This window comes from Bowdeniella nasicola, from assembly GCF_900107735.1.
GTDB lineage: Bacteria > Actinomycetota > Actinomycetes > Actinomycetales > Actinomycetaceae > Bowdeniella > Bowdeniella massiliensis.
This window is the reverse complement of the sequence record NZ_FNQV01000006.1, coordinates 55,460-78,240: the sequence shown is the minus strand read 5'-3', so window position 1 is coordinate 78,240 and position 22,781 is coordinate 55,460. Positions and strand designations below refer to the sequence as shown.

Annotated in this window: 24 protein-coding genes and 1 tRNA gene; 20 read left to right on the top strand and 5 right to left on the bottom strand. The window is 65.8% G+C overall.

Annotated elements, in window-relative coordinates:
* The first annotated feature begins 39 nt into the window (after nt 1-39).
* Genes BLU67_RS05780 through BLU67_RS05770 form a run of 3 tightly spaced genes read left to right on the top strand, consistent with a single transcriptional unit; the run spans nt 40 to nt 2,064 of the window.
* Nucleotides 40-294: a phosphoribosylformylglycinamidine synthase subunit PurS gene (locus BLU67_RS05780; protein WP_092563523.1), complete on the top strand. Its 255-nt coding sequence runs from the start codon at nt 40-42 to the stop codon at nt 292-294.
* Between the two features lie 4 nt (nt 295-298).
* Nucleotides 299-1,099 (top strand): phosphoribosylformylglycinamidine synthase subunit PurQ, encoded by an 801-nt coding sequence (gene purQ / locus BLU67_RS05775; RefSeq protein ID WP_261977047.1) that lies wholly within the window; start codon nt 299-301, stop codon nt 1,097-1,099.
* On the top strand, nt 1,096-2,064 hold the full coding sequence (locus tag BLU67_RS05770; RefSeq protein WP_092563516.1) for a CPBP family glutamic-type intramembrane protease: 969 nt from the start codon (nt 1,096-1,098) through the stop codon (nt 2,062-2,064). Before purQ ends, BLU67_RS05770 begins: the two co-directional genes overlap by 4 nt.
* Nucleotides 2,065-2,292: 228 nt before the next feature.
* On the opposite strand, the gene BLU67_RS05765 is transcribed toward BLU67_RS05770, so the two are convergent.
* On the bottom strand, nt 2,293-2,826 hold the full coding sequence (locus BLU67_RS05765) for a tetratricopeptide repeat protein (RefSeq protein ID WP_092563512.1): 534 nt from the start codon (nt 2,824-2,826) through the stop codon (nt 2,293-2,295).
* 132 nt (nt 2,827-2,958) lie between these two features.
* Between BLU67_RS05765 and topA the strand changes: the two genes are divergently transcribed.
* From topA to BLU67_RS05725, 8 genes are all read left to right on the top strand, one after another.
* Nucleotides 2,959-5,673 carry a type I DNA topoisomerase gene (topA, locus tag BLU67_RS05760; protein ID WP_092563509.1) on the top strand — a complete coding sequence of 905 codons (2,715 nt, stop codon included), beginning with the start codon at nt 2,959-2,961 and terminating at the stop codon, nt 5,671-5,673.
* Nucleotides 5,674-5,683: 10 nt separating this feature from the next.
* Complete coding sequence (gene tmk, locus BLU67_RS05755) at nt 5,684-6,295, top strand: dTMP kinase (RefSeq protein WP_092563506.1); 612 nt, start codon at nt 5,684-5,686, stop codon at nt 6,293-6,295.
* Nucleotides 6,292-7,437, top strand: a complete 1,146-nt coding sequence (locus tag BLU67_RS05750) for a DNA polymerase III subunit delta' (RefSeq protein ID WP_092563503.1) — start codon at nt 6,292-6,294, stop codon at nt 7,435-7,437. Before tmk ends, BLU67_RS05750 begins: the two co-directional genes overlap by 4 nt.
* Nucleotides 7,438-7,473: 36 nt before the next feature.
* A complete protein-coding gene (locus BLU67_RS05745) occupies nt 7,474-9,021 on the top strand; it encodes an alpha/beta hydrolase (protein WP_261977046.1) in 1,548 nt (515 codons plus the stop codon).
* A gap of 59 nt (nt 9,022-9,080) precedes the next feature.
* Nucleotides 9,081-9,156: transfer RNA gene (locus BLU67_RS05740), tRNA-Thr, on the top strand.
* Nucleotides 9,157-9,217: 61 nt separating this feature from the next.
* A complete protein-coding gene (locus BLU67_RS05735; protein WP_092563499.1) occupies nt 9,218-9,403 on the top strand; it encodes a hypothetical protein in 186 nt (61 codons plus the stop codon).
* 82 nt (nt 9,404-9,485) lie between these two features.
* Nucleotides 9,486-9,818, top strand: a complete 333-nt coding sequence (locus BLU67_RS05730; protein WP_092563496.1) for a histone-like nucleoid-structuring protein Lsr2 — start codon at nt 9,486-9,488, stop codon at nt 9,816-9,818.
* A 39-nt stretch (nt 9,819-9,857) separates the two neighbouring features.
* Nucleotides 9,858-10,595 (top strand): phosphoglyceromutase, encoded by a 738-nt coding sequence (locus BLU67_RS05725; protein WP_092563493.1) that lies wholly within the window; start codon nt 9,858-9,860, stop codon nt 10,593-10,595.
* A gap of 61 nt (nt 10,596-10,656) precedes the next feature.
* On the opposite strand, the gene phoU is transcribed toward BLU67_RS05725, so the two are convergent.
* Nucleotides 10,657-11,349, bottom strand: coding sequence for a phosphate signaling complex protein PhoU (gene phoU / locus BLU67_RS05720; protein WP_092563490.1), 693 nt, complete (start codon nt 11,347-11,349; stop codon nt 10,657-10,659).
* 143 nt (nt 11,350-11,492) lie between these two features.
* Here phoU and BLU67_RS05715 point away from each other — a divergent pair, with 143 nt between their 5' ends.
* Together BLU67_RS05715 and BLU67_RS05710 are read left to right on the top strand one after the other, a co-directional pair.
* Nucleotides 11,493-12,653 carry a sensor histidine kinase gene (locus BLU67_RS05715; protein WP_222842394.1) on the top strand — a complete coding sequence of 387 codons (1,161 nt, stop codon included), beginning with the start codon at nt 11,493-11,495 and terminating at the stop codon, nt 12,651-12,653.
* Nucleotides 12,650-13,336, top strand: coding sequence for a response regulator transcription factor (locus tag BLU67_RS05710; protein WP_092563484.1), 687 nt, complete (start codon nt 12,650-12,652; stop codon nt 13,334-13,336). Before BLU67_RS05715 ends, BLU67_RS05710 begins: the two co-directional genes overlap by 4 nt.
* A 24-nt stretch (nt 13,337-13,360) precedes the next feature.
* On the opposite strand, the gene BLU67_RS05705 is transcribed toward BLU67_RS05710, so the two are convergent.
* Nucleotides 13,361-13,834, bottom strand: coding sequence for a hypothetical protein (locus tag BLU67_RS05705; protein ID WP_092563481.1), 474 nt, complete (start codon nt 13,832-13,834; stop codon nt 13,361-13,363).
* A 175-nt stretch (nt 13,835-14,009) separates the two neighbouring features.
* Between BLU67_RS05705 and BLU67_RS05700 the strand changes: the two genes are divergently transcribed.
* Genes BLU67_RS05700 through ispF form a run of 3 tightly spaced genes read left to right on the top strand, consistent with a single transcriptional unit; the run spans nt 14,010 to nt 15,805 of the window.
* A complete protein-coding gene (locus BLU67_RS05700; protein ID WP_092563478.1) occupies nt 14,010-14,540 on the top strand; it encodes a CarD family transcriptional regulator in 531 nt (176 codons plus the stop codon).
* A gap of 7 nt (nt 14,541-14,547) precedes the next feature.
* Nucleotides 14,548-15,312, top strand: a complete 765-nt coding sequence (gene ispD, locus BLU67_RS05695; protein ID WP_092563475.1) for a 2-C-methyl-D-erythritol 4-phosphate cytidylyltransferase — start codon at nt 14,548-14,550, stop codon at nt 15,310-15,312.
* Between the two features lie 4 nt (nt 15,313-15,316).
* Nucleotides 15,317-15,805, top strand: coding sequence for a 2-C-methyl-D-erythritol 2,4-cyclodiphosphate synthase (ispF, locus tag BLU67_RS05690; RefSeq protein WP_092563472.1), 489 nt, complete (start codon nt 15,317-15,319; stop codon nt 15,803-15,805).
* Here ispF and BLU67_RS05685 read toward each other — a convergent pair.
* Entirely contained in the window at nt 15,793-17,202 is a 1,410-nt protein-coding gene (locus BLU67_RS05685) for an MFS transporter (protein ID WP_092563469.1), read from the bottom strand. The two genes, ispF and BLU67_RS05685, sit on opposite strands and share 13 nt — an antisense overlap.
* A gap of 38 nt (nt 17,203-17,240) precedes the next feature.
* Here BLU67_RS05685 and cysS point away from each other — a divergent pair, with 38 nt between their 5' ends.
* From cysS to BLU67_RS05665, 4 genes are read left to right on the top strand one after another with little or no spacing between them, the layout of a single operon-like run.
* The gene (gene cysS, locus BLU67_RS05680; RefSeq protein WP_092563466.1) at nt 17,241-18,692 is read left to right on the top strand and encodes a cysteine--tRNA ligase; all 1,452 of its coding nucleotides are present in this window, start codon (nt 17,241-17,243) and stop codon (nt 18,690-18,692) included.
* Nucleotides 18,693-18,727: 35 nt separating this feature from the next.
* Nucleotides 18,728-19,756 carry a Gfo/Idh/MocA family protein gene (locus BLU67_RS05675; RefSeq protein ID WP_092563463.1) on the top strand — a complete coding sequence of 343 codons (1,029 nt, stop codon included), beginning with the start codon at nt 18,728-18,730 and terminating at the stop codon, nt 19,754-19,756.
* Nucleotides 19,757-19,780: 24 nt separating this feature from the next.
* On the top strand, nt 19,781-20,755 hold the full coding sequence (rlmB, locus tag BLU67_RS05670; RefSeq protein WP_092563460.1) for a 23S rRNA (guanosine(2251)-2'-O)-methyltransferase RlmB: 975 nt from the start codon (nt 19,781-19,783) through the stop codon (nt 20,753-20,755).
* 48 nt (nt 20,756-20,803) lie between these two features.
* Nucleotides 20,804-22,081: a hypothetical protein gene (locus BLU67_RS05665; protein WP_092563457.1), complete on the top strand. Its 1,278-nt coding sequence runs from the start codon at nt 20,804-20,806 to the stop codon at nt 22,079-22,081.
* 36 nt (nt 22,082-22,117) lie between these two features.
* Here the strand turns inward: BLU67_RS05665 and BLU67_RS05660 are convergent, their stop codons facing one another.
* Nucleotides 22,118-22,390: a hypothetical protein gene (locus tag BLU67_RS05660; RefSeq protein ID WP_092563454.1), complete on the bottom strand. Its 273-nt coding sequence runs from the start codon at nt 22,388-22,390 to the stop codon at nt 22,118-22,120.
* Nucleotides 22,391-22,781 lie beyond the last annotated feature (391 nt).

Sequence of the window (22,781 nt, the reverse complement as noted above, 5' to 3'; positions counted from 1 at the left end):
CGTTACTCCCTTTTCCCCGCACCCCGAAAAGAAGGAACAATGGGTCGAATTATCGTCAACGTCATGCCCAAACCGGAGATTTTAGACCCACAGGGAAAGGCCATCGCCACCGCCTTCGGGCGCCTCGGTGAACACTCCTTTACCGGCGTGCGTCAGGGCAAGCGCTTCGAACTCGAAGTCGAGGGCGACGTGACCGAAGAGCACTTGCAGGCCGCCCGCATCGTCGCGGAATCCACGCTGTCCAACCCCATCATTGAAGACGTCGTCAGCGTCGAAGCCACCGAGGCGGACTAGCGCCGTGGTTGTCCCCTCCTCCATGCCCGGGCTCGATCTGACCGCGCCGATTGAATCTCCCCGCGCCCTGAACGCGGATGTCTCCCTCAACGAGTCCGACGTAGCGCGACTGCGCATCGGCGTCGTGACCTTCCCCGGCACCCTCGATGATCGCGACGCTCTGCGCGCGATCCGCCTCACCGGAGCCCAGGCCGTTCCGCTGTGGCATGCCGACGAGGGCCTGCAAGACGTCGACGCCATCGTGCTGCCCGGCGGCTTTTCCTACGGCGACTACCTGCGCTGCGGCGCGATCGCGCGCTTCGCCCCCGTCATGGACGCCGTCGTCGACGCCGCGGGCGGCGGCATGCCGATCCTCGGGATCTGCAACGGTTTCCAGGTGCTGTGCGAATCGCACCTGCTGCCGGGGGCCCTCGTGCGAAATGATCACCAGCACTTCATCTGCCGCGACCAGCAGCTTCGCGTGGAAAACACCGACACCGCTTTCACCTGCCGCTTTACGCCCGGTCAAACGATCACGATCCCGCTGAAGAACGGCGAGGGACAGTTCGTGGCCGATGCCGCGACGATCGACGAGCTGGAAGATGCCGGCCGCGTCGTCTTCCGCTACCACGGCATGAACCCCAACGGCTCGATCAACGACATCGCCGGCATCACCAACGAGCAGGGCAACGTCGTCGGCCTGATGCCCCACCCGGAGCACGCCGTGGAGGCCGGCTATGGTCCCGACGGTCCGCTGGGGCCGCGCACCGGAACTGACGGCGCGACGTTCTTCACCTCGCTCGTCGCGACGCTGCTCGCCTCGTGAGTGCCCCCTCGGCGGGCTTTGCTCGCCCACTGATCGCCTATATCGCGATCGCATTCGGCCTAGCTTGGCTTGTCGCACTGCCGCTGTACACCTCGGGTGCGGGACTCTCGCACGGGTTTTTCATCCCGATCTCGGTGGGGATTATGGCGACCCCTATGATCGCCGCGCTCATCGTCGTCTTTTGGATCCAGCGCTATCCGCTCATGGGTCGCGACGGCCAGATCTCGGGCTTTCAGCGGCTCGGGCTGAGTTTTACCCGGCCCTATAAGCGCTTCTTCGGCTATTTTGTGCTGGCCTGGCTCGGCATGATTGTCCTCGTCTTCCTCGCGCTCGTGACCTCGGCACTTTTTGGGGTGTACCGCTTCGATTTCGCCAATCTATCGGGGCTGAGCTCGATCATGGTCGAGCAGGCACTCGCGCAGAACAATGCGGAGGCTATTGAGCAGATCCCGGCGACCGTGCACGAGGTGCTTGTCGCGCAGATCATTTCGATTGTCTTTTTCTCGCTGCTGAATATCATTCCGGCGCTCGGGGAAGAAATCGGTTGGCGCGGCTGGCTCATGCCGCATCTCTCGCACCTTGGCGTGCTTCCGATGATCGTGTTCTCCGGCATCGCATGGGGACTGTGGCACCTGCCGCTATTGCTGCTTGGCTACAACTATCCCGGCGCGAACCCCATCGTCGCCGCCGGCGCCATGACGGGCATGTGCACCCTCGTGGGCGCCCTGTTGTATTGGGTCCGACTGCGCACCGACTCGGTGTGGCCGGCCGCGATCGGGCACGGTGCACTGAACGCCGCGGCGGGTCTAGCCTTCGTTCTGGGCGCCGCCCCGCTCATCTTCAATACGACCCTCGCCACGATTTTGGGGGTCGCGGGATGGATTGTTCCAGGCATCCTTGTGGCAATCATCTGGTTAACGGGCGGCTTCGCGCCAACGAAATCGGCCAGCGCGCCGAAGTCTTAGTAGACCACCTACAAAAGGTGTGTATTGTGCCCACACCTCGGTGGATAACTGAGGACAACCGTGTGATTATCCGCGATGTTGCGAGCCCTAGGCTCCGTGTGCTATAGACAAATTTCCGCTAGATTCTGCAGAAAATACCCATCCTCATGGTTGTCCACGGTTCATCCACAGATTTTCCCGGATGACTGGGTACTTGTTCACACGGGTGTGGATGCTTTCTGTGGATAACTAGTTTTCTGAGGTGGATTGAAGGATCTCACGCACCCGATTGACCGCGAGCGAAGACGACGCAATTAACTCGTCGGCAACCTGCAGGGCCTGACGCAAGGCGTGGGCATTTTCCAGATCGGCAAGCGCAGCTCGAAGTTGGACGGTGTCGCGTTGGGCGAGGCCGCATTCTAGGAGGCACTTGCCGCGATGCTGCAACGCGAATGCGTGCAGCGATCCGGAGGTGGCGGCGACGACAGCGTCGAACAGTGTGAGGGCCTCATCGAATCGGCCCTGATATTGCAGGACGTGGGCAAGGCGCAGCCGGGCTGCATGAGCGCGGGCGGGGGAGACATCGGGATCGAGCTGCCCGAGGTAGTCGCGTCCCATCCGTTCGGCCTCATCGAGCCGACCCGCGATCCGTAGCATCGGCACGAGCTGGGCGCGCACGTCCGAACCGTTAGCAAACGCCGCCCGCAGCTGGGCAAGTTCGTGATCGAAGGCATCCTGATCCGTGATGCGCTCGCGCAGGGTGAGCGGGTCGATGTCGTACATATGAGGCAGCATATCGAGACGGGGCCTGCAGGCAGCCGCGCGAGATCACGTGCCACAAAAGGGCGTATGCTCAGCGGTGGTGTGTAGGGTAACCCCTAGACCGTTCCTCTATATATCTGCGAAGGATGATCCGTGTCTGCCACCCGTTCCCTTGTGATCGTCGAGTCTCCTGCGAAGGCGAGAACCATCGCGGCCTACCTCGGCGACGGGTATCAGGTTGAGGCCTCAGTGGGGCACATCCGGGACCTTCCGCAACCCTCCGAACTGCCCGCCGACATGAAAAAGGGTCCGTACGGCAAGTTCGGCGTCAACGTTGATGAGGGTTTCGATCCCTACTATGTGGTGGATTCGGATAAAAAGAAGAAGGTCACGGAACTGCGGCGCTATTTAAAGGACGCCGACGAACTCATTCTTGCCACTGATGAGGACCGCGAGGGAGAGGCGATTGCCTGGCACCTGCTACAGGTACTCAAGCCGAAGGTTCCCGTCAAGCGCATGGTCTTCCACGAGATCACCCCCGAGGCGATCGAAGAAGCGAAGGCCGCGACGCGCCAGGTCGATGACCGCCTCGTCGACGCCCAAGAAACCCGGCGAATCCTCGACCGCCTCGTCGGCTACGAGGTTTCGCCGCTGCTGTGGCGCAAGGTCAAGGCTGGCATCTCGGCGGGCCGCGTCCAGTCGGTCGCAACGCGCCTCGTTGTCGAGCGCGAACGCGAGCGCATGGCATTCGTAGCCGCCAGCTACTGGGACATCACCGCGGAGCTCAAGGCCCCGGACGCCGACCCGGAATTCAGCGCCCGCGTCACAAGCATCGACGGCGCGAAGGTGGCAACTGGCCGCGACTTTTCGGACGACGGGGCACTGAGTGACAAGGCCCAGTCCGCCGGTGTCCTCGTCCTTGACGAGGCGCAAGCGCAGCGCATCGCTACGGGCCTGAGCGAGGCCGGCGGCCGGGATGCCGTCGCCGTTTCAGCGGTGGAGACCAAGCCCTACCGGCGCCGTCCCGCGGCTCCCTTTACGACCTCCACGCTGCAGCAGGAAGCCTCCCGCAAGCTGCGCATGAGCGCGCGCGATTCCATGCGCACGGCCCAGTCGCTGTACGAAAACGGCTACATCACCTACATGCGTACCGACTCCACGGCGCTGTCCGGCCAGGCGATCGCCGCCGCCCGCGCACAGGCCGCCGAGCTTTTCGGCTCGGCTAACGTCGCGGATAAGCCGCGCGTGTATGAAAAGAAGTCGAAGGGCGCCCAGGAGGCGCACGAGGCGATTCGTCCCGCGGGCTCGACCTTCCGCAGCCCAGATGAACTCGCCAGCCAGCTCTCGGGCGCGCAGCTGAAGCTCTATGACCTCATCTGGCGTCGCACGCTCGCGAGCCAAATGACCGACGCCACCGGCCACACCGATACCGTGCGCATCACCGCCGACGTCGAGGGCGTCGGAGACGTCGAAATGTCGGCCTCCGGCACCGTCATCACGCACCGCGGTTTCCTTGCCGTCTACAAAGAGGGCCGCGACGCCAAGCGCAACGAAAAGGCGAGCGACGAATCCGTTCGCCTGCCCGAGCTCACGCGTGGCCAGCTGCTCACCGTCCGCGACGTCACCGCCGAGGGCCACACGACCAACCCGCCGCCGCGCTACACCGAGGCTTCCCTCGTGCGCGCGCTGGAAGAGCGCGGGATCGGCCGGCCCTCGACCTACGCCGCGACGATGAGCGTCATCGCCGACCGCGGCTACGTCTTCCGCCGCGGCCAGGCCCTCATCCCGACGTGGCTCGCCTTCGCCGTGGTGCGACTGCTGGAAGAAAACCTCTCGCGCCTGGTCGATTACGACTTCACCGCCGAGATGGAATCCGACCTCGACGAAATCGCCGCCGGCAACCGGGACCGCGTCCAGTGGCTGACCGACTTTTACTTCGGGCCCGGAAACGACGCGAGCGGCCTGAAGGGCCTGGTCGAAGGGCTGGGCGACATCGACGCCCGCGCGATCAACTCCGTCGACATCGCTCCCGGCATCACGCTGCGCGTCGGACGCTACGGCCCCTACCTGGAAGCCGAAGCCCCGGCCGAGGGTGGTGATCCGCAGCGCGCCTCCGTGCCGGAGGACATCGCCCCCGATGAGCTGACCGAGGACAAAGCCCGCGAACTCCTGGCCGCAAGCGCCGATGATGGCCGCGAGCTCGGCGTCGACCCGGACACCGGGCACACGATCATCGCCAAGAACGGTCGCTTCGGGCCGTACGTCACCGAGGTCCTACCCGAACCCGCCGAGGGTGAGGCCAAGCCCAAGCGTAAACCCAAGCCGAAGACGGCCTCGCTGTTTAAGACGATGGACCTTTCCACCGTCACCCTCGAGGATGCGCTGAAGCTCATGAGCCTGCCGCGCGTCGTTGGAAAGGACGCCGAAGGCACCGAGATCACGGCGCAAAACGGCCGCTACGGGCCCTACCTGAAGAAGGGGACCGACTCGCGTTCGCTCACCAGCGAAGACCAGATCTTCACGATCACCGAGGCCGAAGCGCTCGAAATTTACGCGCAGCCGAAGATGCGACGCGGGCAGACCGCCAAGCCGCCGCTGCGCGAGCTGGGCACCGATCCGGCCACGGAAAAGCCCGTCGTCATTAAGGACGGACGCTTCGGGCCCTACATCACCGACGGCGCGACTAACGTGACGGTCCCGCGCGCCGAGACCGTCGAAGGCATCTCAGCGGAACGCGCCTACGAGCTGCTCGCCGAAAAGCGCGCGAAGGGCCCCGCCAAGCGCAAGGCCCCCGCACGTAAGAAGACGACGGCAAAAAAGGCCCCCGCCAAGAAGACAGCCGCGAAGAAGACGACGAAGAAGAGCTAAGGAGCCGCGCGTGTTCATCACGTTCGAAGGTGGCGACGGCGCCGGCAAATCCACCCAGATTCGCCGGCTCGCCGAGCTGCTTCGCGAGGGTGGCCACGACGTCCGTGTCACCTTCGAGCCGGGCGAGGGCGATCTCGGGGCGGAACTACGCCGCCTCATGCAGCACTCCGGCCACATCCACGCCCGCACCGAGGCGCTGCTGTTTGCCGCCGACCGCGCCGAACACGTCGCCCGCATCGTGCGCCCGGCGCTCGAGCGCGGCGCCATCGTCCTATCAGACCGCTACCTCGATTCCTCCGTCGCCTACCAGGGCGCGGCCCGCGAGCTCGGCACCCAGGAAATCCGCGACCTCTCGCTGTGGGCGACGGACGGGCTGCTGCCCGATCTGACGATCCTGTTCGACCTCGATCCGCGCATCGGCGCCGCGCGCCGCACCGGCGAACCCGACCGCCTCGAGCGGGAACCGCTCGCCTTCCACACCCGCGTGCGGGACAACTTCCTCGCCGCGGCCGCCGCCGAACCGGAGCGGTTCGTCGTCATCGACGCGGCCCGTGAGCCCGAGACGATCGCCGCCAATGTCGCGGCCGTCGTCACCGCGCGCCTGAAAGCAGGCCGGCCATGAGCGTGTGGGATGCGCTCATCGGTCAGGATCACGTCGTCGCCGAACTGACCGATGCCCTCGCCACCAAGGGGGCGCTGACCCACGCCTGGCTGATCACGGGCCCCCCGGGCTCGGGCCGCTCGGTTGCCGCCACGGCGTTCGCCGCCGCCCTGCAGTGCCGCGAGACGCCCGCAGGTTGCGGGCGCTGCGAGAACTGCCGCCAGGTCCTGGCCGGCACCCACCCCGACGTCACCCGCGTCACGACGGAAAAGGTCGTCATCGCGATGGAGGAGGTGCGCGGCCTCATCCAGGTCGCCCAGCGCGCACCCTCGGGCGGCCGCTGGCGCATCATCATCGTTGAAGACGCCGATCGCATGCTCGAGCGCACCTCCAACGTCCTGCTCAAATCGATCGAAGAACCCCCCGAGCGCACCATCTGGCTGCTGTGCGCACCCTCCACCGAGGACGTCATCATGACGATCCGCTCGCGCTGCCGCCACATCGGCCTGCGCATCCCACCCGTTGACGCCATCGCGGAGCTGCTCGCCAGCCGCGACGGCATCGACCCGGAAATCGCCCGCGCTGCCGCCCGCGCCGCGCAAAGCCACGTCGGGATGGCGCGCCGCCTCGCCACCGACGACGCCGCCCGCTCCCGCCGCCTCGCAATCCTGCGCCTCCCGCTGGAAATCCGCAGCGTCTCCGACGCCGTCCTCGCTGCCACGACGCTCGTCGATCTCGCCAAGGACGACGCGGCTGCCGCCACCGAGGAACGCGACCGCAAGGAAAAGGAAAAGCTGCTGCGCGATCTCGGCGTCGAAGACGGCACGACGCGCCTGCCCCCGGCCGTGCGCGCCCGCGTCAAGCAGCTCGAAGAGGATCACAAGCGCCGCGCCACGCGCTTCCAGCGCGACGTGCTGGACCGCATCATGGTTGATCTCCTCTCCCTTTACCGCGACGTCGTCGTGCGCCAACTCGGCTCCGACATCGACCTCGTCAACGCCGATCTCGCCTCCGACATCGAGCGCCTCGCCGCCGCCGGCAGCCTCGAGCGCTCTGTCGCCACGATGGCGGCCGTGGAAACCGCGCGCCGCCGCCTCGCCGCCAACGTCGCCCCACTGCTGGCGGTGGAGGCGATGCTCATCGCGATTCGTCCCCAGGCATGACTCACGCCCGGCGCGCATTTCCGTACAGTAGATAAGGTGAAATCGAAGCTGCTCATCGGCCTCGCATCCGCGGCGCTCCTGCTCGCCGGATGCACCACGCCAACCGTGACCAAACCCTCCGAATCATCGACCTCGGACGGTGTCCCCCTGACGACGCGCACGCCCGATTCCTCGGCCGTACCCGAGGGACTCGAGACGTTCTACTCCCAACAGATCACCTGGGAAGACTGCGGCACCGACTTACGCTGCACCGATGTCACCGTGCCGATGGACTACGCCAATCCGGACGGCGAAACCATCACGATCCGCGTCAAGCAGCTCGTCTCTGCCGGCGCCGACGCTCCCGCCCTGCTGCTCAACCCCGGCGGCCCGGGCGGCTCCGGCGTCCAGATGATGGATTACGTCAATCACCTCGCGACGAAGAAACTGCGCGAGCACTACAACCTCACCGGCTTTGACCCCCGCGGCGTGAACGAATCCAGCGCCGTTTCCTGCCTGTCCGACGCCGAACGCGACGCCTACCGCGCCGAGGATGCGGACCTGTCCAGCGAAGCCGGCCGCGAAGCCGCCGCCGCGGCGACGCGGGCCTACGGCGAAAAGTGCGCCGAAAAGACGGGCAAACTCCTCGGCTTCGTCGACACCGTCTCCGCCGCCCGCGATATGGACATCCTGCGCGCCGTCATCTCCGGCGCCCCTACCTTGGACTTCCTCGGCTTTTCCTACGGCACCTACCTCGGCGGCACCTACGCCGATCTCTTCCCCAAGAACGTCGGCCGCTTTGTCCTCGACGGCGCGCTCGATCCCGCCACGACGTCCTTCGACGTCTCCCTCGGCCAGGCCGAGGGCTTCGACAAGTCCATCCGCGCCTACATCGCCGACTGCCAGGCCGGCTCCGAGTGCCCCTTAAAGGGCAGCGTCGATGATGGCATCGAGCAACTCAAGCGTTTCTTCGATTCGCTGCGCACCAACCCGCTGCCCACCGGCGACGGCGACCGCATGCTGACCCGGCCCCTTGGCATCACCGGGGTCATCACGCCGCTGTACTCCCAGCAGAGCTGGCCGCAACTGACCATGGGTTTGACCCAGGCCATGACCCAGCAGGACGGCTCGATGCTGCTCATGATGGCCGACATGATGTCGGACCGAAACGCCGACGGCACCTACGCCACCAACTCCGATGAGGCCTTCACCGCCATCAACTGCCTGGATTACCCGGTACGCGGCACGAAGGAAGAATGGGCCGAAGAAGCCAAGACGATCGAGCAGGCCTCCCCGCTGTTCGGCCAAGACCTCGGCTACGGCGACCTACAGTGCGAGAACTGGCCCGTGAAGTCGACGCGCGAGCGCACCGCGCTGAAGGCCTCCGGATCCAACCCGATCCTCGTCGTGGGCACGACGGGCGACCCGGCCACCCCGTACAAGTGGTCCGAAGCCCTCGCCAAGCAGCTGGAAAACGGCCATCTGCTGACCTATGAGGGCGAAGGCCACACCGCCTACAACGCCAAGAACACCTGCATCGCCAACCACGTGGACGACTTCCTCATCGACGGCACCGTTCCTAGTGACGGAACTCGCTGTTCCTGAGTTGTCCAAGCTCCCCACTTTTCGCTAAAGTCGGGAGAGCCGCAGGCGACTGCGGCGACGCCGCCTTAGCTCAGTCGGCAGAGCGATTCACTCGTAATGAATAGGTCAAGGGTTCGATTCCCTTAGGCGGCTCCAGCCCAAGCGCCCCGCCCGGCCACCCGGGCGGGGCGCTTGCATATCGCGATATCATCGGGGCATGGAATACCTCATCGCCATCTTTCCTCCGGTAGCGGTAGGCGTCCTGTTCTTTTTTGTCATGCGCCTCATCTTTCAAGCAGATCGACGCGAACGTCGTTTGCTGCAAGAGATGGAAGAGACCTACGAGGCCGACCATCCTAATCCGGACAATATTGCTGACGCTCAGCAGCCATCAAAGAAATAGGAATCGTCCGAATTCTTTGAATTCACTAATTGCGGTGCAATAGACTGAGGGGCGGGCAATCATATTCGACAAAGGAGATCCCATGGCGCAAAAAGTTCACATTGTGCTCATAGACGACATTGATGGGAGTGAAGCCTCGGAGACGGTGCGCTTCGGCCTTGATGGAGTCACCTACGAAATCGACCTCAACGATCAGCATGCCGGGGAACTGCGTGAGTCGCTCAATGGCTGGATCGAAAAGGCGCGCCGCCGCCCCGGCCAGCGCGCTACTCGTCGCTCCGCATCCGATGCGCGCGGCCAGTCCGACGCTGCGAAGATTCGCGCCTGGGCGGTAAAGGAAGGCATTAAGGTTTCAGACCGTGGCCGAATTCCCGCCGATATTCGCGAACGCTATCTCGAAGCGACCTCCTCGTAATTTTGTTTTTTACTGTCAACCGAATCTGGAGTTAATCCAATGACGTACACACTGGTACTGCTTCGGCACGGCCAGAGCGACTGGAATGCGAAGAATCTCTTTACCGGATGGGTGGATGTTCCCCTATCCGACAAGGGAGTCGAGGAAGCAAAGAAGGGCGGTGAGCTGCTGAAGAAGGAGAACATTCTGCCCGATGTCCTCCACACCTCACTGCTGCGTCGCGCGATCTCGACTGCGAACCTCGCTCTTGACGCCGCCGATCGCCACTGGATCCCTGTCAAACGGAACTGGCGCCTGAACGAACGCCACTACGGCGCGCTGCAGGGCAAGAACAAGAAGGAGATCCGCGACGAATACGGCGAGGAGAAGTTCATGGAGTGGCGCCGCTCCTATGACACCCCGCCGCCGGAGATCGAACTCGGCTCGGAATTCTCCCAGGACTCCGACCCACGCTACGCCGGCGAGCCGATTCCCCGCACGGAATGCCTCAAGGACGTCCTTGAGCGCATGCTGCCGTACTGGGAAGAGGAAATCGTTCCGGACCTGAAGTCTGGTAAGACCGTCATCGTTGCCGCGCACGGCAACTCGCTGCGCGCGATCGTCAAGCACCTCGACGGAATCTCGGATGAGGACATCGCCGGGCTCAACATCCCGACGGGCATTCCGCTCGTCTACGAGCTCGACGAGGACCTCAAGCCCATCAAGAAGGGTGGCACCTACCTGGATCCGGACGCGGCCGCCGCGGCCATCCAGGCGGTTGCGAACCAGGGCAAGTAACCTCGCACAACACCAAGGCGGGCCGGAAGCAATCGCTTCCGGCCCGCCTTTGCGTAGGCGCTTAACCCGCGTGCGGGTCCGTCGCGTCTTCTTCCAGCGGCAGCGATACCGAGTTCGACAGGTCGCCGGTCACGAGGAAAGAGGTGCGGCGGGCCAGCGAGACGCAGTGGTCGCCGAAGCGCTCCAAGAAGCGGGCGAGCAGGATGATGTCGATGAGCTCCTGACGATCGAGCTCATTGTCCTTGTTCAGCACGCGAGTAAAGACCTCACGGTGCAGCTGGTCAAGGTGATCGTCATCGGTTTCGATCCGCGCGGCTTCCGACAGGTCGCGCGATTCCATCAGCGAGACGACGAGCTTGGCCATCTCGGTGGCGGCCTTACCCATCTTGTTCAGCAGCTTTTGCACGTCACCGCTCGCGGCAGTGCGTGGGTAGCGGCCGCGAGCAACGTAGGCGACGTGGCGAGCGAGGTCGCCCATACGCTCCAGCGTCGTCGACATCATGAGCCCGGTGACCACGACGCGCAGGTCGGTTGCCACGGGCTGCTGGCGGGCGAGCAGCGAGACACACATTTCGTCGACGGTGCGCTCGAGCTCGTTAATCTGTTCGTCTTCGTCGATGACCTGTTCAGCGAGCGCCAGATCGGAGTCAGCGAGGGCCTTTGCGGCCTTCTGGACGGCCGTCGCGACGAGCTGGCTCATCTCGATGAGGTTGTCGCCGAGCTGCTCAAGCTCCTGGCGGAAAATTGCACGCACGGACCATGCTCCTTGATCTCCTGAGGGTGTCGACGCCTTAGTCGACCATGTCTAGGTTAACGCGAGGTGACCCGGCAGGGAACATTACGTCACCGATGGGAAGCGCTGGGACTTCTCCCGACTTTGCCCCTACAGTGTCGGATGTGGACACACCTTGGCAAGCCATCATTGCGGCCCTCCTTGGGCTGTTTGTCGGCTCCGTCGCCGTCGCCTCATTCCGGTTCTCTCAGCGCCAAATGCGCGGCAAGGATCCGGAACCGTCGGAGGACATTACCCCCGATGAGTCCAATATCCTCGCGGTCCTTTCCGGCGGGATTGTGCTGCTGAAGGACTCCGGCGAGGTCTTGCGCGCGGATGCAACGGCTGTCTCTCTTGGCCTCGTCGTCGACAATGAGCTGGTCAATGGTCGCGTCCGCGAACTTTTCGAGCGGGCGGTCGCCACCGATACCGCCGTCCAGGAGGACGTCGAGGTGCCGCGCTCGACCCTGGCAGGATCCAGCGTGTATTACCTCACGCTACGGTTTTCTCACCTGCCGCGCGGCCGCATCCTGCTGGCGGCCGCCGACCGGACAGAAAAAGTCCGGTTGGAAAACACTCGCCGCGACTTCATGCAGAACGTCTCGCACGAGCTCAAGACCCCCGTCGGGGCGCTGGCCCTGCTTGCCGAGACCGTGCACGACTCCGCGGAAGACCCGCAGGCCGTGCAGCATTTTTCCTCCCGGATGAAGCGCGAGGCGACCCGCCTTGGGCGGCTGGTCAAGGAGATCATCGCGCTGTCCCAGCTGGAAAGCCCCGACGCGCTCGTCAAACCGAGCCTCGTCGAGGTCGATGAGGTTGTCGCCGAGGCGATCGACCGCGTCCGGGTCGCGGCCAGCAGCGCGCAGGTCGAACTCGTCAGTGGCGGAACTCCCGGCCTGCAGGTCTATGGCGATCCGGGCCTGCTCATGACCGCCGTGCGCAACCTGCTCGATAATGCGATCCGCTATTCTGAGCCCAATACCCGCGTCAACCTCGGGGTATCCGGCGACGCGGAAGTCGTCCGCATCGCCGTCGTCGACGAGGGCATCGGAGTTGCGCTCGACCAGCGTGACCGTATCTTCGAACGGTTCTACCGCATCGACGATGCCCGCTCGCGCGATACGGGTGGGACCGGGCTCGGCCTTTCCATCGTCAAGCACATCGCCGCCGATCACGGCGGTACCGTGACCATCTGGTCCGAGCCGCGCCGCGGTTCGACCTTCACCCTGATCATCCCGCGCGCCTTCCCCAAGGGCCGCGACGCCGAATCGAAGGAGCACCTGTGACCCGCATTCTGGTGGTCGAAGACGAAGGGTCCTACCGCGAGCCGCTGGCCTACTCGCTCACGCGAGATGGCTACGACGTCGTCGCCGTCGAGGACGGGATCGCCGCCCTCGATGCCTTCACCGACGACTTCGACGTCATCCTGCTCGACCTCATGCTGCCGGGCCTATCCGGCACCGAGGTATGCCGCGAGATCCGCAAAACCTCCAACGTCCCCGTCATCATGCTCACGGCCAAGGACTCGGAGATCGATAAGGTCGTCGGACTGGAAATCGGCGCCGATGATTACGTCACGAAGCCGTACTCCTATCGCGAACTCCTCGCGCGCATCTCGGCCGTCCTGCGCCGCTCGGAACACAGCTCCGAGCATGTCAACCACGAAGAGGTTCTCGAGGTCGGGCGGGTACGGCTTTCCGTTGACCGTCACGAGGTCGAGGTCGATGGTCAGCTCATCGACATGCCGCTGCGCGAATTCGAACTCCTCGAATTTCTCATGCGCAACTCCGATCGCGTCCTGACGCGCGGCCAGCTCCTCGATCGCATCTGGGGTGAGGACTACGTGGGGGACACGAAGACCCTCGACGTCCACATCAAGCGCATCCGCGGCCGGATCGAAGAAGACCCCGCAGCCCCCCGGATGATCCGGACGGTGCGGGGACTTGGCTACAAGATGGTCGACGCCTAGCGCGTCGCCCTCCTTGCTGCCGCGTTACTTGTCGCCGACGAGGTATTCGTCGTAGGGCGGAATCGTCCCATCAAGGATCGGCACCCGCACGCTGTGCGAACCCGTCTGCGAAGTCGCGACTGAACCCTCGACGGTCGCGCCCGGCTGATAGTCGCCGCTCGCGCTTTCCTCGCCGTCCTGCGGGAGGCTGACGACGGCGCCCGGTGCGACCTCCACGGTCTGCTCGGGCAGGTCCCCGACGGTGATCGTGAACGTCACCGGCTCCTCAGAATTATTGACGAGCGCACCATAAAGCGCCGCCTCGCTGCCCGGGCCCTCGGTCAAAATCATGAGGTTCTCGGCGCGCACATGCTCCGAAAGCTGGGCCCGCACGCCATCGGATGCGGCATAGGACTTCGTCGTAAGGATCGGGCTAGCGGAAGTACAGGCCGATAGGCCAAGCCCGGCAGCACATACCGCGGCAATCGCGGCGAGTTTCAGCGACGAACGACGAGCCATGAGGGGACTCCTTGGGTCAGGAATACAGACGTACGTTTGAGGTAAGCGTACCGGAGAATAGGGGGAAGGACTATTGGGCGTGCCATGGCCTTAAGTAGCTCAAATTCCGCATGGTTAAGGGCAAAACCCGCGTGATAGAATAGCCGAAGTATCTGTCAAGAGGGAGTCTATACACGTGTCCGTTCCCTATAAGGTTGGCGAAACCGTCGTCTACCCGCACCACGGTGCCGCAACGATCGAAGCCATCAACAAGCGCACCATCCGCGGTGAAGAAAAAACCTACCTCAAGCTCAATGTCGCCCAGGGCGATCTGACCATCGAGGTCCCCGCGGAAAATCTCGATCTCGTCGGCGTGCGTGACGTCGTCGATGAAGAGGGCCTGGAAGAGGTCTTCGACGTGCTGCGTTCTTCGCACACCGAAGAACCAACTAACTGGTCGCGCCGCTACAAGGCCAACGTCGAGAAGATCGCCTCCGGCGACGTCATCAAGGTCGCCGAGGTCGTGCGTGACCTCTCCCGCCGCGACGCCGACCGCGGCCTGTCCGCGGGCGAGAAGCGCATGCTGTCCAAGGCGCGCCAGATCCTCGAATCCGAGGTCGCGCTCGCCGAGGAAGTAAACGAAGACACCGCGCGCGATCGCGTCGACGAGGTCCTCGACGAGGGCGCGGACGTGCCCGCCGAAGAGACAACCGAAGAAGAAAAGTAGGCGCGCCGTGTCGGCCACACGTGCCGGCTGCGCCGCCATTGTCACTGCCGCCGGGTCGGGCAACCGACTCGGCGCTGGCATACCCAAAGCCCTCGTTGAGGTCGGCGGCCAGCCCATGCTCGCCTACGCCGTCGCCTCAATGGCGCTCGCAGGCATCCCCACGATCATCGTGACGGCGCCGGCTAACGAGCTCGCAGCCTTCGAGGTCGTCGTGGCCGATGAACAGCTGCAAGCCGCCGCCGCGCGCGCCTGGCCCGAGCTCGGCATCCCACCGAGCATCGAGGTTCGAATCGCCGCCGGGGGAGCGAGCCGGCAGGCATCCGTCGCCGCCGGACTTGAGGTCCTCGCTGAGATGGAACGCCCCGAGGTCATCCTCGTGCACGACGCCGCCCGCCCGCTGACACCACCCGAGATGATCGCGCGCCTCGCCGACGCCGTGAGCGAGGAGCAGGGCGCAGTCATCCCGGGCCTGGCGGTCGCCGACACCCTCAAGCGCGTCGATGACGACGGCTTCGTCACGGGCATCATCGAGCGCGCCCACCTCCGCGCGATCCAAACCCCGCAGGCCTTCAGCACCGATCTCCTCGCGCGCGCGCACGCGTACGGCGCCGCCCGCGCCAGCGATGAGGCCCTCGCCGCGACGGACGATGCCGGGCTCGTCGAAGCCATGGGGGAAGCCGTCCGCGTCATCGACGGCGACGCCGCAGCCAGCAAAATCACCACGGCGGCAGACCTTGCCGCACTAGAACTCAGGCTCGCCGCGTTAGGGTGAGGCCATGAGCCAGCCCATCATTCCGCGCATCGGGATCGCCACCGACGTCCACGCCTTCGACACCGATCTCGATCGCCCCCTCATGCTCGCCTGCCTGCACTGGCCCGGCGAGATCGGGCTCGTCGGCCATTCCGACGCCGACGTCGCCGCCCACGTCGCCTGCGACGCACTATTCTCCGCCGCCGGCATCGGCGATCTCGGCACGCATTTTGGCACCGGGCGACCGGAGTTCGACGGCGCCTCCGGCGAGCGCCTCCTGCGCGAAGCCGTCCGCCTCACGGCCGAAGCCGGCTACACGATCGGCAATATCGCCATCCAGATCATCGGCCAAAAACCGCGCTTCGGTGCGCGCGCGGCAGAAGCCTGCCAGGTCATGAGCGACATCGTCGGCGCCCCCGTCGCCGTCAGCGCGACGACGACCGACCACCTCGGCTTTACCGGCCGCAACGAGGGCCTAGCCGCGATCGCGACGGCGCTTGTCTACTCCTCGTGATCCTCATCCAGGTGGTAGCGCGATTCGGCTTCCTTTACGGGTAGCAACAGCAGCAGGCCGGCAGCCAGCACGACGATGATGCCGAAAATGCCATAGGGCGTGCCATGGCCGCTACCCTCAATCATCTCCCCGACGACGACTGCGGCGGTGAAGGCCGCCGGCGCGAGGAAGGAGACCGCGCGCCCCGTCGTGGCATACAGCCCGAAGACCTCGCCCTCCTTGCCGCGCGGAATGATGCGCGCGAGGAAGGTACGCGAGGCCGACTGCGCCGGACCGACGAAGATGCACAGGATGAGCCCGAAGATCCAGAACATCGTCGTCCCACCGGTGTGGAAGAAGAACACGCAAAGGCCCGCGATAATCATCGAAATGAGCGAGAAAATGATGACGCGCTTGGGCCCCAGCCGATCATCGAGCGCCCCAAAACTGATGGTGGCAAGACCGGCGACGACGTTGGCCGCGACGGCGAAAATGATGACGTCCGCGCTGGAGAAACCGAAGACCTTCGCCGCAATGACGCCGCCGAAGGTGAAAACGCCCGCGAGCCCATCGCGGAAGATCGCCGAGGCACCGAGGAAAAACACCGTGTGCCGCGAGGTGCGCCACAGCCGCGCGATGAGCCGGAACAGCTGGCGGTAGGACTCTAGGTAGGACTGTTTGGTGACAGCGCCGGCCGCGTGCACCGGCCGCTGCTGGCGCGAGGTAATGAACACCGGGATCGAAAACACGAGGGTCCAGGCCGCGCACAGCAGCATCGTGACCCGCACGTCGAGCCCGTTCTCGCTCGTCACCCCAAACCAGCCGACCTCCGGGGAGATGAGCCCGAAGTAGACGATGAGCAGCAGCACGATTCCGCCGAGGTAGCCCATGCCCCACCCGAAACCGGAGATCCGCCCAATGTTTTTCGGCGTCGAAATGTCGTTCAGGATTGCATTGTAGTTAACGGAGGCAAACTCGAAGACGATATTGCCGACGCCCAGCAGGAACAGTCCGAGCCACAGGCCCGGTCGCGAGGGCGTGACGAAAAACAGCGAGGCCGAGATCGCAACGACGAGCAGCGTGTTGACCATGAGCCACATGCCGCGCTTGCCCTGCCGGTCGGCTCGCTGGCCGTTGACGGGCGCGAACAGCGCAATCGCGAGACCCGCGATCGTCATCGCGATCCCGAGCATCGTCTCCGGGCTCGCATCGCCCGGCTCGCCCTTGAAGCCCTCGGCCGTCGTGAGGTAGACGGTAAAGACGAAGGTCGTGATGACGGCGTTGAAGGCGGCCGAGCCCCAATCCCACAGCGCCCAGGACAAGACGGGGCGAGAAAATAGGCGGTGACCCTCGCCGCTAGGCCCGACGACAGGCGAGACTTCCGGGGTCGATGTTGACTGAGGGGAGTGTGTGCTCACGACCCTCACGTTAGCCCAAAGGGCCGTAGGCTGTAAGGGTGAGTGTGCAACTGTATGATTCTGCGACTAGGACCGTCCGCCCCCTGGAGCCCGTCACCCCCGGGCTCGTGCGAATTTACCTGTGTGGCGCGACGGTTCAGGGCTCCCCGCACATCGGCCACCTGCGCGCCGCCCTGTCTTTTGACGCCCTCGTGCGCTGGCTGCGCCGGCGGGGCCTTGAGGTCCACTACATCCGCAACGTCACCGACATCGACGACAAGATCCTTGCCAAGTCCGCTGAGGCGGGCTGGCCGTGGTGGGCGTGGGCGATGCGCTTCGAACGCGAATTTGCCGACGCCTACCGGGCGCTCGGCGCCGTCGAGCCCACCTACGAGCCGCGCGCAACGGGCCACATCCCCGAGCAGATCGCGCTCGTTGAGCGCCTGATCGAGCGGGGCCACGCCTACGACGACGGCGCCGGAAACGTCTACTTCTCGGTGACCTCGCTGCCCGATTATGGCTCCCTGACCCGCCAGCAGCTGTGCGATCTGGCGACGACGGAGGACGATTCCCAGATCCTCGATCACGTCGAAGCCGGCAAGCGCGATCCGCGCGATTTCGCCCTGTGGAAGGCAACCAAGGCCGATGAACCGGCGACGGCCTCATGGGATTCGCCCTGGGGTCGCGGCCGGCCGGGCTGGCACCTGGAGTGCTCCGCGATGAGCCACAAGTACCTCGGCGAGACCTTCGACATCCACGGCGGCGGCATCGACCTGCGCTTCCCGCACCACGAAAACGAGCAGGCCCAGTCCCACGGCGCCGGCTACGGCTTTGCGAACATGTGGGTGCACAACGCCTGGGTGACGACGAAGGGGGAGAAGATGAGCAAGTCGCTCGGCAACTCCCTCGTCGTTGCCGAACTCCTCGACAAGGTCCCCGCGCCCGTCCTGCGCTTCGCGCTGTGCACCGTCCATCACCGCTCGACGATCGAATGGAGCGAGGAGCTGCTCGAGTCCGCGGCCGCCGCCTGGGAGCGCATCACCGGCTTTGCCGAGCGCGCCACCGAGTTCCTCGCGCGCGCCCGCGCGAGCGCGCCGAGTGACGTCGCCAACCTACCGGTGGACCAGCTGCCGGGAGAATTCGTCGCCGCCATGGATGACGATCTCAACGTCGCGGGCGCGCTCGCCGTCATCTGGGAGCACCTGAAAGCCGGCAATAGTGCGATCGCGAGCGAGGACGCACAGGCCGTCGCGCGCGAGCTGGAACTCGTGCGCTCGATGCTCGACGTCCTTGGCCTAGATCCGCTCGCCGAGCAGTGGGCGGGCGAACGTGAGGCGGGAAACGCCGCGCACGGTGCCTTGGACACCCTCATCAGCGCTATGCTTGCTGATCGTGCCGCCGCGCGCGAATCCAAGGATTGGGCGCGCGCCGATGCCATCCGAGATCAGCTCGCGGCCGCGGGAATCGTTGTCGAAGATTCCCCCTCCGGCGCCACCTGGCACCTGGCCTAAGACGAGATACAAACAAAACAGAGAAACGAGACCCCATGCGCCTGCCGGATTCCCTTGCCGAGCTATTTCCCGACCTGCACCTGCCGAGCCCCACCGACGCGCCGCCCCTGAAGTGGGGCATCCTCGGCCCGGGCAAGATCGCGCAGACCTTCGCCTCGCACCTGCGGCAAAACACCGCCCAGGAACTGTTTGCCGTCGGCTCGCGCAGCTTCGGGCGCGCCGCAGCCTTTGCTGCGAAGAACGACGCCGACCGCGCCTACGGGTCCTACGAGGAGCTCATTGCTGATGAGGAGGTCGACGCGATCTACATCGCGACGCCGCACTCGCACCACATCGAGCCCGCGATGAAGGCAATCGCCGCCGGTAAGCCGATCCTGGTCGAAAAGTCGCTCACCGCGAACGCGAAGGACACCGACGCGCTGCTGACCGCCGCCGAAAAGGCCGGCGTCTTTGCGATGGAGGCGCTCTGGTCACGCTTCCTCACCCCCTGGGTCCTCACCCGCGAACTCGTCCAGGGCGGCCACCTCGGCGAGATCGTCTCCGTCAAGGCGGAACTGACCTCGCCGCTGCTGGAGGTCGAGCGCATGACGAACCCGGAACTCGCGGGCGGCGCGATCCGCGATCTCGGCGTCTACCCGCTGAACTTCGCGCAGTTCCTCCTCGGCGACGGCGAGCTCGTGCACACGAGCGGCACCCTCGCCGAATCCGGCGTCGAGTCCGACGCCATCATGATCACCGACCACCGCGGCGTTCCCGCCATCTCGATGTGTTCGATGCGCGGCCAGGCCCCGTCCTCGGCCGAGGTCGTCGGCACCAAGGGCTGGGTCCGGATCCCGACGCGGATGCACCAGCCGGGCGCGATGCAGGTCGCGCTTGAGATCGACGGCGAGCAGGTCAAGGAAAAGATCGACGCGCGCGTCACCGCGCCCTACCGCTTTGAGGCGTGTGAGGTCGCGCGGTGCGTGGCCGCGGGCAAGACGGAATCGACGAGCATGCCGCACTGGGATTCGCGCCACCTCGCCACCGTGATGGACGAGGCGCGCGCGGCGCTCGGCGCCCGGTAACGGCCCAAGGACAAGGAGAACGTCATGGCGCGAGGAAACCAACCCCGCCGCGGGGCCGTACGAAAAGACGGCTCGAAGAAGGGCATGGTCAAGGGCACGGGCGGCCACGGCCGCAAGAAGCTCGCCGGCCGCGGCCCCACCCCCAAGGCCGAGGACCGCACGTGGCATCCCGCGGGCAAACGCAAGGCCGCGGCCGAGCGTCGCGAAGCCGCCAAGCCCAAGAAGAAGGTGCCGGGCCACCTCAAGCTCGCCGAGGGGCACGAGGTCATCGCCGGCCGCAATCCCGTCTACGAGGCCGTCACCTCCGGCATCCCGCTGCTGCGCGTCTTCCTCGCGCCCGGCACGAAGAACGACGAACGCCTGGCCAAGGTGCTGCGTACCGCGACGGCCCTGGGCGCACCCATGCTCGAGGTTACCAAGCCCGAGCTCGACGCCCTGACCGAGGGCGCCGTCCACCAGGGGATCGCGATCGAGGTGCCGCCGTATGAGTACGCGGACTTCACCGAGCTGCTGAGCGACGCCCTCGCCTCCGGCGAGACGCCGCTGTTCGTCGCGCTCGACTCGGTGACGGACCCGCACAACCTCGGTGCGGTGCTGCGCAGCGCGGGCGCCTTCGGGGCCCACGGCGTCATCGTGCCCGAGCGCCGCAGCGCCGGCGTGAACGCCACCGCTTGGAAGGTCTCGGCCGGCGCGGCCGCGCGCGTGCCCGTCGCCCAGGTGACGAACCTCGTGCGGGCGCTGAAGGAAGCCAAGGACGCGGGCTGCTTCGTCGTGGGCCTTGCCGGCGGCACGACGGAATCGACGGCCGATTTCACTCTCGCGGACTCCCCGCTCGTGCTCGTCACCGGCTCGGAGGGCACCGGCCTGTCGCGCCTCGTTGCGGACACCTGCGATGCGATCGTCTCCATCCCGATCTCGCCCGTCGTCGAATCGCTGAATGCCGCCGTCGCCACGGGAATCGCGCTCTACGACGTTGCCCGGCGCCGCTCCGAGTCCTGACAGCGCGCGGTAACCGTGATGAAATAGAGCCAGGTGCAAGGAGGCAAAATGTCACAGTTCACGTCGGTCGAGCTCGTTTTTCACGCGGAGCCAGCCGCGCTCACCGAGGCTTTAGAGCAGGCGCATGTCCTGGCTCGAATCGATTACCTGCCCGCATCCGTGCGCGCGAGCGCGGGCGATGGCGCGGTCTTCATCACCGCCGGCATCCTCGTCGACGAGGCCGAACGCATCGTCACGGTGACCGACGCCGGCGTCGCCGTCGGGCCGCAGGCGCGCGATCTCGTCGGGGCGATTGCGAACCGGCTCGAAGTCTCGCTCTGGGTGCCCAAGTGGGATCTCGACGTCGAGCCCGCGAGCTACGATCCGGCGCCCGGCGCGCGCGATACCGCCACCGATAACGGCTTGAAGGGCGAGAAGGCGACGATCGTTGTCGTCACGCCCGCGCCGATGTCCGCGATGCCGATGTACGCCACCGCCGTCCAGCAGGATCTGTCGGTGCTCGATCTCGGCGACCGCCGCGTCGTCATGTCGACCTCCAGCGACGAACCCGTGGGCTTTGGCCACTTCGGCTGGAGCGAGGACACGCTACCCTCCCTCGTGCTGCTCAACGATTTCGGCGAGCGCACCGTCGCCCTGCACGAGACGGAAGCGAACTTCGCCGAGGGCTTGCACAGCTGGGACCTCGTCACCGAGTTCGTCACCGGCAGCGTGGCCACCCCCGGCCCCGGCGCGCAGGCGCTCATCGACGAATTCTTCTCCGCCACGCGCGACGCCGAAGCCTTCGCGAGCTACGCCGGCGTCTCCCCGGACCGGATGTATGCCGCGATGACGAAGCCCGGCGACCGCGGCATGCTCGAAATGATCGCGCTGTTCAACCTCCCCGGCGTCGTCGCCAAGGTCCTCGACGAGGCAATCGAGCCCGCCGACGTCCCCGGCGCCCAGACCTTCACCCACGAATCCTGGCGCGGCGCGATCAAGGAAACGACGCGGCTGTACATGGCCGAACAGTTCCCCGAGGGCACCGCCGGAGAGTTCTGGACGCAATTCGGCCACGCCACCTTCGACAACCCGCGCATGCGCCTGGCCCTCGCCGGCGCCGGCGGCCTGATCGGCGGCCTGCTGTTGCGCAGCGCGATCAAGTCCGGCGGCAAGGTCCGCGGCACCTTCGGGGCGCTATTCATCGTCGACGCCATCGGCAATGCCGTGCTGACGCCGCTGATCGAGAAGTGGAAGCGCGAGGGCCGCACGGACCTCGGTCTCTCCGACGACGGCCGCTTAGAGGTCCGCCGCTTCGACGCCGGCCGCTCCGACAACGCGCCCCGCTAGTTCGCGGCGCCAGGCGCTAGTTCGCGGCGCTCGGCGCTAGTCCGCGGCGTCCGGCGCCTTGAGCAGGACGTCGACACCGATATCGGCGGCGTCGCTCGCTTGCACCGAGATCTCGAGCTCGCTCACGCCCTCGCCAACCTGAAACGTCGCGGACGTCGTCGCGATATCCCCGACGGCGCACCGCAGGTGCTGATCCTCAAGCGCGCCCTCGGGCGCCGCAACGGCGAGGACTGCTTCGCCGTCGCCCATGCAGGCCATCGTCACCTGGTACGTCCCGGGCTCGATCGCCTCGGTTTGCTTGACGTGCATCGACTCGCCGCTCTCCAGCGCACCGGCCAGCAGCGGCGATTACGTTCACGACGACGCAGTTTGGACGCGCGATCCTCACCGGGGCTGCCGCTCCGACACCCGATCCGAGTGCCACTCCGACGGCTACTCCGACCGAGACGCCGACCGAGACGCCGAGCCAATCTCCGACGGCTACTCCGAGCGAGGCTCCAAGTGCCGTACCGAGCGCGGGTCCGACGAGCGGACCGGGCGCCTCGAGGCCGGGAGGGTTAGCGCGCACGGGCGGTGAGCTCGCTGCGCTCGCGCTCATCGCGCTCGGCGGGATCACCGGCGGCGGAGTGCTGCTCGCGCGGCGTCGTCACGCCCGCCGCTAACAAAGCGCAGGGGCACGGGACCGAACTCCAGCACGGTC